Raw genomic sequence first — 14,582 nt, 5'->3', positions numbered from 1 at the left:
TTAGACAAAAAGCGAGGCGGGTAACCGTTTCGCTTTTTTTACTTTTAAAAATGAGAGGGGAAATTCAAATGTTTTCAAATAAACATGTTTGCTCACTATATATCGAAAACTTACAATCTGTCGTTCGTCCTTTAGGGAAATCTATGCTTCAGCCGAATACAGGTGGCTTGGTTCATTTCCGTACACTGGAGCAAGTAAACTACGCATTACGATTACAAGAAAATAACGAAATTCACATCCATGATGAAGTACCTCAAGCCATTCTATATGCGCTTAATGGTGGAGACGTGGATAAGTTGGTGGAAGACAATGATAAACAAGAGGAAGAACCTGTTCGAACTCCTGCAGTAGAAGCCGATGCAAAACCGGATTGGTACTTAACACCTGAAGAAGTTGAAGAGAAGAATAAAACGGAATTAATTGATTGGTCGAAGGACGTTCCGAATTTAACTCTTTCTAAAAGTAAGAATGCTGGACAAATTACGGAAGCTGTTCACAAATTTATGTCTGAGCAATTTGACGAGTACGAAGCACCACAAAAAGAAGATGAAAAAGATGAAGAACAGACTGAGGATAAAGCTGAATAAGGAGGTTTTTGTATGGCTGAGTTAACTGAACCTATGAAAACCTATGTGAAACGTTTTAGAGGGAATGTACTTGATACAGACCCTCTAAAAAATATTTTAAATGGGCAAGAGCAAGAGTTTAGCGATGAAGAAATTGCCCACTGGATCACTGAGTCATGGTACATGATTAATGAGACAGAACCACGCACAAGTTACAGTTTAAGTAAGTTTCCAAAAACCGTACTCCTGCTAGACGGGGCTATGATGAAAATGCTTGAAGCGAAGGGTTTGCTTCACTTGCGGAATCAACTTAGCTACAGCGATGCAGGCTTCAATGTAAATTTGGATGATAAATCTGGCCATTATGCTCAATGGTTAAATAGCAAGGCGACACTTTTCTATCAAGAATTGAAAATGTTTAAGCGTTCGCGATTACCGAAGTTTCGCGGTGTCGGCAGCCCTATGAGGTATTTCTAATGATGAAGGTAACACCGACTTCTATGCGGGAGCTGTATGTGGAATGGACATTGGATGGAGAGAACTTCACGCTTTATCGCTCTACTTCTCCTACTGATGATTTTGAAATCATTGCTGAAAACATCACGCAGCCATTCCAACTAGATCCAACGGTGAATCTATACGATTACAATATCCGCTACTATTACAGAGTCGAAGGATTTCGTAATGGAGTGAAAGTCGCTGAGGATGGTCCTGTTAGCTTAACGTATAACATGCCGAATAACATCGCGAATAAAGTCATCTATGAAAGCCGCGTGGTATTACGTGTTATGAATAATCCACCGGTACATTTTTTGCTTAAAAAGCGCGTTGAAGAAAAGTGTCCGAATTGCTGGAACTCAATTACTAATCAGCCTAAGTTTGCGAATTGTAAAGTGTGCGGGGGTACCGGAAAGTTATCTGGCTATCACCCACCTATTAAAACAAAAATCTCACAAGATATGAGTCAGTACGTAATGACATCTGGTGAACATGATGCAGATGAAACAACGTTAACTCCGATTCAAGCGTGGATCAGCAACACTCCTATTGTGTATCCAGAAGATGTAATGGTCGATTATTTGAATCAGCGTTTTAAAGTTGTAAGTGTCGCACCTCGTACCGTATCGCAATTTTTAATTAGGCAGGTTTTGCAACTGGCTCCATTGAAAAAGGGGCATCCTGCTTATTCGATACCGGTAGAAAGTGAGTGATAAATTTGTCTGAAGAACAACGTGCTTTATTTCCACAAGTTAATTTATTTAAGAAAACGGTACGCGAACGTTTTTTGGTTGCTTTAAGGGAAATTTATAAACGACATCCCGCTTATAAATTCGAGGATGATATGGCTGCAACAGGTATTCATATTCAACCTTCCTATGCCAATATCTCTCATGAATATAAAGTGCCGCGTTTTCTTATTAAAATCGGTCAATACAATTTCGGTTTACAGGATGGCTTCTTTAAAAATATGACAGAAGAAATCCGGAATAATGAAGGCGTAGTGGCTGGCTATAAATCGTTTAAAGTCATACCTACAACGATCAGTGTGAGTGTCAGAGCTTTCGTAGAAGAAGAATCGTCTGATTTAGCGGATGAATTAAATATGCTTGGTGTGTTCGCGCTTCATGGCATGTTTACGCAAGTCGGCATAAACATTCAAGATGCGACGATTGGCGAGACACAAGAAGTGGAACGAGAAAATGATTTGTTTGAAACACAAGTTATTTTTCGAGTCGAAGTTCCGTGGGAATATCAACATGGAACCGGAAGAGGTTCTGATGATCCGAATATTGATATTGATATTCCAGATCCGTTCGGTGGAGAATATCGAGCACCTGGCGTTTATACCGTTACCCATAACCGAAGTGCGCCTAAAAACTAGTAAAATAGTACTATTTAAAACCTAAAATATGTGGCTAAAGACCTATAAAACCTTTAGAATTATAGATAGCTGAAATAACAAAAGGAGGGAAATCCTTATGCCTTACAGTAACTATCGAGGTCCTGGTGTAGACGTAAGCATCGAAAGACGGCAAGTGGAGCAAAAAAGCCCAGAGACACAATTTTATCCGGTGTTTATCGGTACAGGCGTTACGTCTCGTAACCGTAATATTCAAAAGAAAAACATTCGTGCTAATACGGAAAAGTTTCCTCAAGTTACCTTGACGTTCGATTTAATTGGGGATATGAACTTTGATTTATTTGATGTAACGAAGTTTCAAATTGGTCAAGTTGTTGTCACTCGTGCTTCTGCTCCGCAAGGGGAACCTGCGACGGTAGCATTAGAGCCAAACACTGACTTCACAGTCGTTAAGAACGTAACGTTTAATTCGAACGATTCAACTGTAACAGTCGTGATAAACGTTACATCAAGCAAAGTGGTAGCCAATGACGCTGTATACGAGTTGAATATCACTGCTTCCAATGCAGACAAAGATTTCGACTTACGTTTAATGGGCACAGAAAACCGCTTCTATTCCAAAGATATTTTTGGTCATCCGATTTTAAAAGAAGATGACAATGAGTTTTATAACGATATCGCCATTGCAGCTGAAATTGCGTTCCGTATGCAAGTGCCTCGTTTCTACTACCTTGAGGTGCCACGTGATTACGGTAAAGAACCTTCACTAGCTGACTTTAAAGCAGCGGTAGAAAAGGTTTATTTCTTTGAGGATGCTTATCGAATCGTACCTTTAACATCTAAGCCGGAAATTGCGAACTTACTTAACAACTTTGTATCTGGTGTATCTAACCCTAAAGATCGCCGTGAAACGGTAAGTTTTGTTTCATACGACACAACAAAAATTGAAAACTTAAACAGCATTGACGAGTTAGTCACAAAAGTTGGCGGCTATTCAGAATCTTTAAACAGCAAGCGTGTATGTAACGTTTTCTGTGGTGATTCTGTTGAGCTACGAATGGAAGACCAACTGTATGTGCTTCCTCCTTTCTATATGTCTGTTGCTGTAGCATGTTTAGATGCTGTCATTGGAAAAGTAGATCCGTTATCTCTACGTGAGATTACAGTATTCGAAAAAATCAATGCTCCGCGTTTCCGTCCTGTGCAGTGGGATATGTTGGCTAAGCGCGGCGTGTTCATTGTTGTAAAAGATAATGATCGTGTCAATGCGAAAATTCGCCATCAGTTAACTACAGCACAAACAAACATCGCTTCCGATCAAGAGTACAGCGTTGTGAAAAACCTAGACGTAGTAACAAAGAAATTCCGTGATCGACTAAGCGTATACGCAGGTCAGTACAACGTGGATTCTGGTTACTTAGAACGTTTAGAAGGAACAACTGCTACTGTTCGTCAGGAAGTATTAGAGGAACGTTTGGCTAAGAGTCTCACTATCATCACCGCTTGGCAAATCAATGATACAGGCGATGGTCGTGATCTTGTAACAAGAATGCAAATGGATCCGGTTTATCCGGCTAACCATTTAGATGTTTATCTAGTAATCTAGGAGGTGGATAGAGAATGGCTGAAACTATTACAGTCCCTAAGTGGACCTATCATGATACCAATATTCAAGGTTCCATTTCTCAAAATGACTTTTCGAGAGCAGACCGTATTATTCTTTTTACGGCTCCTACTCCGAACGCAACAACAAAGTCCACTGCAATGAAACCCATTGGATTAATTCAAGGGTTATCGCACAGTGAACAGAAGCAGCTACAACAATTCTTCGAATTAGGTAGTGATGCGCCGATGATTATTCCAGGGCTCACACAAGGGCAGTTCCAAATCTCTCGTGTGTTGCTAAATGGATTAAACTTACTGAATGCTATCTATCACGGGGTTGATAAGAAAAACTTACGTGATGATCAAATCTTGCGTTCTATCCGCGACATTAACATGCCGTTTGATATGTTAGTAGCGAAATATCCAGTAAACGATGCGAATACAGTAACCGAAGCGGTAGAGTCTACTCTATTCCGTGGTTGCCAAATCTCCGCTCGTAGTGAACAAATCACAGCTGGTGGAACGGTTGTAATGGAGAATTTAAGTGTCATGTACACGACAATTCCGAAGGTTACATTCCGTCTTAAATAAGCGAAAGATTCTACAAGTAGGAGGGATAACTTATTGGTTATCCCTCCTTTTTAGATTATAATATTTATAGGTATAAAGTATTAGGTAAATATAACTAATAAAGGAGAGGTTTTCATGAGTTTACTAGCAGGCACACTTAAGGGATTAGCTGAAAAAGGCGAAATTTTACATGACTTCACATTAGCAGATAAAAAGTGGGTTTATAAAGGATTAACTTCTGAAGAGCAAGCAACAGCACTTTCAATGGTAGATCCGGATTACTTAAAAACAAAATACAATTCAGACAAATTAATTCCATACAACGATGTAATGAATCAGTTACGTACAACGGCTTTAATTACGATGGCTCTAAAATCCATCGACGGTCAATCTCCAGTAGATACAGAGAAGACAGCGGAAGAACAATTTAAACAACGTCGTGAATTGTACAGTGAGCTTCTAGCTTTAGACAGCGGGATGAAAGAAGAATTACGCAAAGAGTACAACAAGCTAATCAAAAAGCAAAACGAATTTTGGCAAGACCTTGCTGACAACGTGGAAAAGTAATTGACGATCCTGTCTTTAAAATGAGAGCAAAAGTGGCTTCAAGGGCGCACGGTCATGCTTTTGAAGAACGCTTTACTCAACTGACAGATATCCAACTTATGATCGCTTATCGGCAAGCGCTGAAAGAGGAAGAGCAGGAATGGGATGACAAGAATACGATCAATCGAAATTGGGCAGAAAAACTCGATGACTTGTTTGAAGTACTCTATATCTTTGTTGATGCAAAGCGCTATAACCTTGTTCAACAAATGAAAGAGCTTGAAGATCATCGCTCTGAAGTTACGCCTGAAGAATTCCCTGAAATGTGGGATCAGTTAATGCAATCTTTACCTGAAGAAATTATCGTGGATGAACCAGACGTTGATCCTCTTGCTGGTTTACCACGAATTTCAAAAGCAGACGAAGAATTTTTAGTAGGTATCAAGCGTTATCAAATGCCTGCTAGGGAGGAAGGTGAGCAGTAATGGCTATGGAAATGGAAAACCCGGCTTTACAACACACAATGGATATTCAAACGCAACTTATGCAACAAATTATCAAAATGCAACAACAGCAAGAAATGGACCGAATGAAAGACAATTCATCACAAGTTGTTGCTCCTCCTTCTAACCCTGCAGCTGCAGAGTCGGGGAATTTTGGCACACCGCTACCTCCCAATATCGCTAGTCCTACTTCTATGCCTTCTGATGGTGAAGCTGGATACATGGAACCAATACCGATTGCGTCAACGGACATTCCTGTTTCTATTCCTGATGTAAAGAGCAGCATAGCGGAAGCGCCTTCTACTGAAAAAATGGCTTTACCTTCTAGTGACAGTGTAGCGAAACCTTCTAGCGATGCTAAAGCTCCGCCTCTTGATCCTAAAGCGCTACCTTTATTCGATCCCACTAAATACGATTCTTATGCTTCGGGTTCTGTATTTGGAGGTCGTCAAACAGAAGCACCTTCTCCATTCGCGCCTGCTACTGGATTCTTAAGTGGCACGATACGCGAAATGAGAGATTTTGATGCAACTAAACATTCAAAAGAAGCAACATCCGCATTCTTTGAAGATCAATCACGTGATATTCAAGAAAAAGCTGTTGGGGTGACAGCTGGTGTTATGACAGGTGCTACCGCTGCCGCGTCTTTATTTATTCCGGGTGGAATCATTCCAGCGTTAGCTGTAGGTACTGCTGCATCACTTGGAGTAAAAGGCGTGTCAGATACATTTGTAGGCGAAGCGAAAGAAGCACTTAACTATCAAGAAATCTTGCAGGATACAGACCACAAATTTATCAATGCCTTTGAATCAACGAATGAGCTAGGCGGTATCGGAATGGGGTTAAAAGACCGTCAAGAAATTTCACGTTATTTACGTGAGCTAGCTCCAGAAGAATATTTAGACGAAGGTGAAATGTCTCAAATCTTAGAAGGTGCTGCAAATAATAACCTTCTTAAAAGCGTTTCGGATGTAAAGAGCTTTAAAGAAAAATTCAGTGAGATTGTAGGCGCAGTAAAAGAAATCACTGTAACAATGAACCAAACGATTGAAGAAGCGACAGCCTTCATGGGTGAAATGGAAGCGCGCGGTATATCAACAAAAGATATGCCATTTATTGCGGCTCAAACTCGTGTTATGGGTTCTATGTTAGGAATGGACCCAACACAGGCAAGCAACTTGCTACTCGGTCAAGTGGATCAGATTACGCAAGGCACTTCTTTAAATGCAACGGATATCGCTCAAAGCTCATCTAAAACATTAGCCATTGCTCAACAAGTGCAAGATGATGCAAAAGCAGCTGGTGATCCGATTTATAACTACAGTAAAAACCTTGGCGGTCCTCAACAGGCGGGTGCCGAGTTTGATTTAACGGCTCGTAAATTTGCGGAAACAGAATTTGGTCAAACGAGTTTACTAGGATTCTATGCTCCTGCATTTGACTTAAACGAACAAACCGGAGAGTTCGAGTTAAATCAAGAGAAGATGGATATGTTGGTGTCCGGTGATTTTTCAGCGGACGAAATGGAGAAAGCGTCTAGGCAATATGTTAACTCCTTAAGTGAAGTTGAAAAATTAAAGCTGAGCGATACCATTTCCGCTCGTTTCAGTGAAGGTTCTTCGCAAGAAGATTTAGCTGAGTTCGCGGATCGTACCGCTAAATTGGTACAAGAACGTGCTGCTGAAGGTGGTAACGAGATTGATTACAAGCAGGCCTTGCAACAAATTGGTTTTGCAAAAGACCCTGAGCAAGCCGCTTATTTTGAAGAAATGCTACAAGCTTCTACAGATGATAGTTTCACAAAGATGTATGAATCAAAAGTTCTGAAAGAAGAGCAAGATGCCAATGCGATTTCAAATAGTCCGGGCTTCTTTAAACAAATGAAGTTTGGATGGGAACGAACATTTGGAAATTACTTTGGTGACAAGGCTCAAGACATCACTGATGCCACCGGTCAAGTCATGATGGACTATCAAAAGTTTGTCACAGGCGTTGATGATCGAAGCATGGTTGGTGGCGAACCTTTAAATGATTTCACTTATGAAGGCGTCGATCAGATGGCAGAGGATTTAGCTGTTATCAATAAAAACAACGAGGCAATTAATGACTACGAAAAAGAGCGCGGAGTAGATGAAATTAAGCAAGGTAAAGGGTTCAGAGGTACAGCTCGTGTTGCAAAGGCTACAGTAACACCAGATGAAGTAGCAGATGCAGAAAAACAAGTGAAGAAGATGGCGAAAGATCGAGACAAAATTGAGGAAGTCAATACAGGTCGTTACCGTCGTGATCTAGCTCGCATAAGAGAAGGTGAAATGACTGCTGCCGAAGTTGCTCAAATGAAGAAGAAGCAAGAAAAAGGTGAATACGGCATTGTCGAAGGTATGCGTGCAGATGTCATTGAGAACAAAGCACAAGGCGAATACGAAGGCTTTTGGGGTACCGTGGATTACGGTTTAGATCGTTTTAACGTCGGCTTTGCTTCTAGCTTAAAAACCGGTTGGGATTGGTCATCTGAAAAAGCAACAGATTGGCTCGGTGAACCAAAAGACGAAAAGGCAAAGACGTTATCCGCTGAAACTCTTGAAGAACAACGCGACAAAATGATTAAAGATAAAAAAACATTCAAGAAAGAAACGACAAAGCTCCTCACTTCTAATGACAAAGACATTAAGGGATTGAGTGAAAAAGAACTTGAAAAATTAGAAGCAGCGATTGAATCCGGCAGTAAAAAGAAAGTAAAAGCTATTACAGATAATGAAACAGCGCTCGAAATAGCTGGTAAATATGCTGATTTAAAAGATACGGATGAAGACCTTGCGAAAAACGCTGAAATCTATAAAAACTATTCTCGCCAAACAAAAGGAATGGCTACAGCTCCTACACAAATCGCTGATTTACTTGCTGCTAGTGATGTTATGGGTGAAGCAGAAATTAATGACCTTTTAGGTGACGCAAGGAAAGAAGGCAAGAAAACGAACAAGAAATTGAAAAAAGGTAAGCTCAACGTTCTGGATATGTTAGATGCGAATAACCGAATGGCTGGAGAAATTGATGCAGCCTTAGACGGTTTAAGTAAAAAAGAAATGACAGAGTTTGCTAAGTACCTTGATTCAAAAGACAGTCAAGTGACCTTTAAGGATTTCACCGATAAATCCGGTGATGTAAACGATGAAAAACTAAAGGACTATGTATTAAAAACTGTTCAAGCACAGCATGTGTCTAATCCGGATGGCAAGGATAAGCCGGGTAAGAAAGCTTCCAGTAAAGAGATTAAAGAAACAGCTAAAGAACATGAAGAAAGTATGGCAGCGTTCCTTAGCATGATGCAAAGTGAACGACAAATGATGGAAGATGCAATAAATGGCATGCCGGTAAATGGTTCGAATTCAACAAGTGTGAGCACGAAGCGGAGTAACTAACTCCGTTTCTGCTTGATTTGTTTGTAGAAATGAGGTGACGGTTTGGACCGCAAATCATATCAAAAATTAAGGCTCGGTGAGTTTAATGCTTTCGATACTGAGCGTACATTACGTGAAAATATTTACGATTTAGAAGAAGAAAACTTACGCATTAAACAAATGATTCTTGACATGGTGGAACAAAAAATACCCGTGCCGATCATTCTAGGTTGGATGCGTCAAATGGAAGACAATGCAGCTGAAATCGTGTTTATCACTTCGCTTGCTCAACATGATTTAAATACGTACAACTTTTCCAGCAGTACCTTTTACCGTAAAGGACGTGAAGAGGAATGAACATTTATACAGTTAAACCGGGCGATGTTATTGGTGTATTAGCAGTTAAATTCCGTACAACTATACGGATTCTAATGGCAGATAATCCTTTCATTCCTGCTAACCAAGAACTAAAAGTAGGCTGGAAGCTAAAGGTTTATACGCCTGAAGAGAATGCGATTCGTAATACGACAACCGCTTATGACCAAATTGAATTTGCTCACTCTCTCCGTGATCAACTTGAAACAACAGATTACATCTTAGCTACGCCTACAAAAGATGTGACGTATAAAGAGCGGAAAGTATTAGACGGTCAAATCGGTTTTGTACGAATTAAAAAGAAAACCGCACTAATCGAGGTACAGGCGAATGGATACGAGAAACGAGTTCGATGGCTAGCGGACGGTGAGATTTTACGAGTTTATGAGATTGCCGTTTTAAAAGGACGCAGTATGTATTTAGTGGATGAGTACCGCTGGATAACAAGTGATCCGGAGTATGTGCTTTATGACGAAATTCCTTTAGAAGACTTAGATGGAAAAATCCGTTTGAACAAAAAGTCGAATATGACTGTTCAATCCTTTATGGCCAAATCATTAGTGGCACCTAACACATCGATTGGATTAGGACCTAAACAAACGCCTGTAGCAGCTAAAGTCAAACCATCTACCTTCATAGGAGCCGGACAACCAATGTCTAAAGATACGACACTTGGTAAACCTGTTCTGTTTGAACGTCCTGGTTATAAACGTCCTATCATGAATTTAGAAAATGCTGCAGGTGAAAAGGCCGTTATCGAATTACGTACAACAGGCTTTAGTGCTACTTACGGAAATACAGTACAGCAATCCGCAACAAATGGTGGCTGGATGATAAATGTACGTGCTAGTAATTTACCTGTTTTAAATATTACAGGCTTTTTAATCGAGACAAAAGCAAGTAATGAATTCAATGACTTTATGAGCCGCTATCACAAATACATGGCTGCTAAGAAGACGAACGATTACTACGGATTAGGTATCTCTAAATTGTTTTATAAACAAACAGAATACAAAGGCATTGTGGTCGGCTTTTCTTATACAGACAGAGAAGATGAATCTTTCCATCGTAAGTACAACATGCAATTCCTTGTGCTAAACGAGAAGTTGTTATCGACATCTGAGTATAACAAAGTTGCACCGCTTATTAACCGCAATGGTCAAAGTGAAGCGGCGTTCCGAAGTGACATTATGAATCAACTGATTAATACGGTTACCGGCAATTCGTATGCTGGATTCTATGATTAAAGGAGGGGAAACCATTGAAGATACTTCAATCAAGTGATTATCGAATTTATTTTGATGATGTGCGAATGGATCCGTACATCAAAATATGGAATGCGGAATGCGGTTTACGTCTATCTGATGCTACTGCTTCTCTTACCATGTATCGCACAAAAGAGCTGGAAGAATGGAAAGGATATTTAACACAAGTTCGTATCTTTGCTCGTAACGTATTCAGCGGAAAATTCGCCATTGTATTTGAAGGAGAAATTATGAATCGTTCGTGGGGAGACGCACGAACAGATACAGGTGAAATCACGTTCCAATGCAAAGGATTCTATCACTGGCTAGACATCCCTATCCCCTTCTTAATCGGACAAGAAGAAAGTTTTGATTACATCCAACGTTTCCGCTACGAAGCGCAAAATATTGATGTAGAAGGCATGGCTTCTATGCAGAGTACGAAAGCTGAGCTCATGATGAAAGATAAAGCCATTGAAGAATTAATCAAATCTTTATTTGAAATCATGAGCAAAGGTTACCACATGAGTAGTGATTCTACGTATACATGGGCAAAGCTTGAAGACCGCTTCAAAGTTATGTCTGAAGTGATTAAAGAGTTCCGTGATGCCGGTTATTTAGATTCCTTCACATTTGTACGTTCAACTCAAATTGAATCGTTTTATGTGTATCTGAATCAGGTTCTTCAGCAAATGATGTTTGAATTCTATCAAGATCGTGACGGTGCTTTCCGCATTAAGACGCCTTCTTGGAGCGATCAAATCATGAAAGCTCATATCCTTGATGAAGCGGTTGTCGCTGAAGCAACAGGTTTTAATGATTGGGAAAATGAGCCGACACGTGTTCTTGCAATTGGTGGCCAACAAGATATCGCTAGACGTGGACACCCTTCTCTTGGAGCAGGCAACATCATGAAAATTCCCATGGGCTTATACATCGGGTTGCCAGGCGAAGGCGAATACTTCTCAGAAGTTATCGAAATCGCGATGGCACAAGCAGACCCGACAGGTGGAGCTGCTGCTGGTGGAGATAGCGGCGGTGGAGAAGGTATTTTCGGTAGTGACGGCATGTTCCAATCTACAGGTGTAGCTGATGGTCCTGCAGGCGGGGTTAAATGGCCGAAGCTATCTCATCCTTTAATTTCGGGACAAACCAACATTCATCCGATTCTAATGGAACGTCTTGTTAAGCTATCTCAAGCAAATGGAAATAAACCGATTTCCATTACAGACGGTGGGCGTACATATGCTCAACAAGTAGATGTAAAAAGACGTAAACCAAACTTAGCCGCTACGCCAGGGAAATCCAATCACGAAATTGGTACGGCTGTAGACGTTGGCCCCGGTTGGTTAAGACCTTTACGTGACGGCGATCTTGCTAAATACGGATTGTATAAATCTGCCATCGGCAAGGGTGAGGACTGGCACATCGATTTAATTGAAAATAAAGGAAGAAGCAATACTGACACGATTAAAGTGCTTGGTGGTCTAAGTCCTAGAGGGCAAGCTCCTGCTAGTGGCGGTAGTAGCGGTGGCGATATGAGCAATAGTAGCAATACCGGAAGTTCATTACCTTCAGGCAGTGGTTCTACGCAAGAATATGTAAACCAAAACTTACGTAACCAAAGTAACTGGAGTGCCGCACAATTAAACCAATGGATTAACAGCAGAGCTCCTAAAGATGGCGTTATGTATAATCGTGGAGCGGCTTTTGCTGAAGCTGCTAAACAATCAGGCTTAGATCCTATTTATATCGTAGCTCATGCTGCTCACGAAACTGGATGGGGAAGATCAAACATCGCAAAGAAAAAATACAACTTCTTCGGGATTGCTGCATTTGATTCCTCTCCTTTTAGTAGTGCAAGTACATGGTCGGGACCGGACGCAGGTATTATTCAAGGAGCTGTTTGGATTCGCAAAAATTATTACGATAAGGGACAACAAACCCTTTACACGATGCGTTTTTCTCCAAGCGGCAAACATAACTATGCAACTGATCCAGGTTGGCACACAAAAATTGCGGACATTATGAAAGGTTCGGGTACAGCTGCAGGTGCTCAAGGTGGCTCGGCTGGCGCTATCCAAGGAGGTTCTGGTGGTGGTGGCGGTGGCAACATTTACATCGGTACCCCTTATGCAGCAACAGGTGGATATACCTTCACAACACGATACGTATCAAGTGATTTAAAAGTATCTACTTCTTTAAAAGATTATTTAAAAGACTTAAATACTCCGAAACCTGTAGATGTACATTCCTTTGCTAATTCGAAACTCACATACGGGTTGCCGAAATACGGAAAGGATTACAAGCCGCTCATTTCTTCAAGACCTAATGGCATTAATGCGAACTTGCTTTGTGTGGTTATTGAAGAAACATCAAGCTGGAAAGAGAAATATAAATCCGGTGATCATTACGGGCTAATGGGCGTTCCTAAAAACTACATTGTCGCAACGTCAGGCATTGGGAAAAACAACTGCTATGACGCGGAAGTAAACGTAAAACATGGAACACTCTTGATGTCTAAAGGATTAAGTAAGTTCTCGAAAAAATACACATTCGCCATTGCGACATTATATTTAGGAGAAACGAAGCCGCTTGAAGATGCTGTTAAGAAAGCTGGCTCCACTGATTTTTCAGTCGTACGTAATCATCTTGATAAGGGTGTCGGCAATTATGTAGATAAAATCATCAACAAATATACAAGTAGTGCAAACGGAAATATGTTGAAGGATGATCCGCACCGTACATTTGTTCAAAACGCCGATACAACAGCTGCACAAGCAGGCGGTTTAGGTGGTGGTAGTGGTGAGTACCAGTCTTCATATAAACCGATTATGTCTGATGAAGAACGTTTATATAAAGTGAATTTAAAAGTATCAGAGCAATTGTTGATTCGTTACGATATCCAAAACCCAACTGCAGCTCCAACAGACCAAACCAATACAGATAATGCAGATAGCGGCAATACGGATAATGGCAATACAGATGACTCACAGCAAGCACAAGCGCAAAGATCATTCACCATAGCATCTAAAGATAATCCTATCTCGTTCCCTGGCGGCTTTGAGGATCAGTTAAAAAACCCTATAAAGGTTACTGACCCAACAAAACCTACACCATTACCAGGGCTAGAAGATAAACCGAAAGATGGCCCACCTTATAAGAAGCCGGATAGTGACAAAACCAATCCGGGTGAAGATGCAGGTGCAGATAAACCAGATGACGGAGGTAGCGGCGGTGGTGCAGTCACTCCACCTGCTGATGAGAAAAAAGAAGATTCAAACTCTACGTTAAATGCTGATGTATTAATCGAACTGTACGCAAAATACATTATGCAATTGTATCGTGCTGAATCTCATAGTTTAAGTGTTGCTTTATCAACGTGCATGCCATTTTTAAGACCGGGATACAATGCATGGCTTGAGCCTACTAGACGCGATATGGTCTTTTATATAACTAAGGTATCTCATAACGGTTCGTTCCAACAGGGAGCGTTCTCAACTGTCTCAGGAGGGTTCGTTCGTTCCGCTAAAGACTATGACGATATTGAGGATAATATTTTCGTAGGAAAGTCGAATGCGAAAGCTTCTGACTTTGGAGAAGTAATCGAAAAGAAAAATATGGACGCTATGCGAAAAGAGCTAAAGGCGCTTCATGACAAGAGTGATGAAGTGATTGAAGATGCTCGTCGTTTACCTACACTTAGCCGTCTTTATTCTTCTGCAGTCGGGAAGGAAAACGATTATACAACATCATGGAATAGCGAATTTTCATCAAACGATTTACATGACAAAATTGTTAATTTGTATGATGGTGCGCCTCCAATTGTAAAAGATCGTAAAAAGAAATTAAAAGGCATTGTCGATAAGTCTGCTGACTTCTTCGTGAAGATGCTATTAAAAACAAACTTTTAA

At 40.7% G+C, this 14,582-nt stretch carries 12 protein-coding genes; all 12 read left to right on the top strand.

Annotated features, from left to right (window positions below; translation table 11 throughout):
* Positions 1 to 68 precede the first annotated feature (68 nt).
* The 12 genes from AC0KUU_RS24800 (at position 69) to AC0KUU_RS24745 (ending at position 14,582) form a co-directional block, all read left to right on the top strand.
* On the top strand, positions 69 to 587 hold the full coding sequence (locus tag AC0KUU_RS24800) for a hypothetical protein (protein ID WP_473453474.1): 519 nt from the start codon (positions 69 to 71) through the stop codon (positions 585 to 587).
* 12 nt (positions 588 to 599) lie between these two features.
* The gene (locus AC0KUU_RS24795) at positions 600 to 1,043 is read left to right on the top strand and encodes a hypothetical protein (RefSeq protein WP_473453472.1); all 444 of its coding nucleotides are present in this window, start codon (positions 600 to 602) and stop codon (positions 1,041 to 1,043) included.
* Positions 1,043 to 1,777 (top strand): hypothetical protein, encoded by a 735-nt coding sequence (locus AC0KUU_RS24790; protein ID WP_473453470.1) that lies wholly within the window; start codon positions 1,043 to 1,045, stop codon positions 1,775 to 1,777. Before AC0KUU_RS24795 ends, AC0KUU_RS24790 begins: the two co-directional genes overlap by 1 nt.
* Positions 1,778 to 1,782: 5 nt before the next feature.
* Positions 1,783 to 2,448, top strand: coding sequence for a hypothetical protein (locus AC0KUU_RS24785; protein ID WP_473453468.1), 666 nt, complete (start codon positions 1,783 to 1,785; stop codon positions 2,446 to 2,448).
* A gap of 97 nt (positions 2,449 to 2,545) precedes the next feature.
* Complete coding sequence (locus AC0KUU_RS24780; RefSeq protein ID WP_473453465.1) at positions 2,546 to 4,033, top strand: hypothetical protein; 1,488 nt, start codon at positions 2,546 to 2,548, stop codon at positions 4,031 to 4,033.
* A 14-nt stretch (positions 4,034 to 4,047) separates the two neighbouring features.
* Positions 4,048 to 4,623: a hypothetical protein gene (locus tag AC0KUU_RS24775; protein ID WP_427598459.1), complete on the top strand. Its 576-nt coding sequence runs from the start codon at positions 4,048 to 4,050 to the stop codon at positions 4,621 to 4,623.
* 114 nt (positions 4,624 to 4,737) lie between these two features.
* Positions 4,738 to 5,169 carry a hypothetical protein gene (locus AC0KUU_RS24770; protein ID WP_473453463.1) on the top strand — a complete coding sequence of 144 codons (432 nt, stop codon included), beginning with the start codon at positions 4,738 to 4,740 and terminating at the stop codon, positions 5,167 to 5,169.
* A gap of 32 nt (positions 5,170 to 5,201) precedes the next feature.
* Positions 5,202 to 5,633 (top strand): hypothetical protein, encoded by a 432-nt coding sequence (locus tag AC0KUU_RS24765; RefSeq protein ID WP_473453461.1) that lies wholly within the window; start codon positions 5,202 to 5,204, stop codon positions 5,631 to 5,633.
* Positions 5,633 to 9,070, top strand: coding sequence for a hypothetical protein (locus AC0KUU_RS24760; protein WP_473453459.1), 3,438 nt, complete (start codon positions 5,633 to 5,635; stop codon positions 9,068 to 9,070). Before AC0KUU_RS24765 ends, AC0KUU_RS24760 begins: the two co-directional genes overlap by 1 nt.
* A 42-nt stretch (positions 9,071 to 9,112) precedes the next feature.
* Positions 9,113 to 9,406 carry a hypothetical protein gene (locus AC0KUU_RS24755; protein ID WP_473453457.1) on the top strand — a complete coding sequence of 98 codons (294 nt, stop codon included), beginning with the start codon at positions 9,113 to 9,115 and terminating at the stop codon, positions 9,404 to 9,406.
* Complete coding sequence (locus tag AC0KUU_RS24750) at positions 9,403 to 10,671, top strand: LysM peptidoglycan-binding domain-containing protein (RefSeq protein WP_473453455.1); 1,269 nt, start codon at positions 9,403 to 9,405, stop codon at positions 10,669 to 10,671. Before AC0KUU_RS24755 ends, AC0KUU_RS24750 begins: the two co-directional genes overlap by 4 nt.
* A 14-nt stretch (positions 10,672 to 10,685) precedes the next feature.
* On the top strand, positions 10,686 to 14,582 hold the full coding sequence (locus AC0KUU_RS24745; protein WP_473453453.1) for a glucosaminidase domain-containing protein: 3,897 nt from the start codon (positions 10,686 to 10,688) through the stop codon (positions 14,580 to 14,582).

This window comes from Priestia sp. ST2 (genome assembly GCF_055810735.1).
The sequence above is the reverse complement of the archived record's forward strand: the minus strand, read 5'-3'. Positions and strand labels throughout refer to the sequence as shown.

Coding starts and splice junctions, on each gene's coding strand:
- AC0KUU_RS24800 (WP_473453474.1), top strand. CDS start 69: ATGTTTTCAAATAAACATGTTTGCTCACTATATATCGAAAACTTACAA.
- AC0KUU_RS24795 (WP_473453472.1), top strand. CDS start 600: ATGGCTGAGTTAACTGAACCTATGAAAACCTATGTGAAACGTTTTAGA.
- AC0KUU_RS24790 (WP_473453470.1), top strand. CDS start 1,043: ATGATGAAGGTAACACCGACTTCTATGCGGGAGCTGTATGTGGAATGG.
- AC0KUU_RS24780 (WP_473453465.1), top strand. CDS start 2,546: ATGCCTTACAGTAACTATCGAGGTCCTGGTGTAGACGTAAGCATCGAA.
- AC0KUU_RS24775 (WP_427598459.1), top strand. CDS start 4,048: ATGGCTGAAACTATTACAGTCCCTAAGTGGACCTATCATGATACCAAT.
- AC0KUU_RS24770 (WP_473453463.1), top strand. CDS start 4,738: ATGAGTTTACTAGCAGGCACACTTAAGGGATTAGCTGAAAAAGGCGAA.
- AC0KUU_RS24760 (WP_473453459.1), top strand. CDS start 5,633: ATGGCTATGGAAATGGAAAACCCGGCTTTACAACACACAATGGATATT.
- AC0KUU_RS24750 (WP_473453455.1), top strand. CDS start 9,403: ATGAACATTTATACAGTTAAACCGGGCGATGTTATTGGTGTATTAGCA.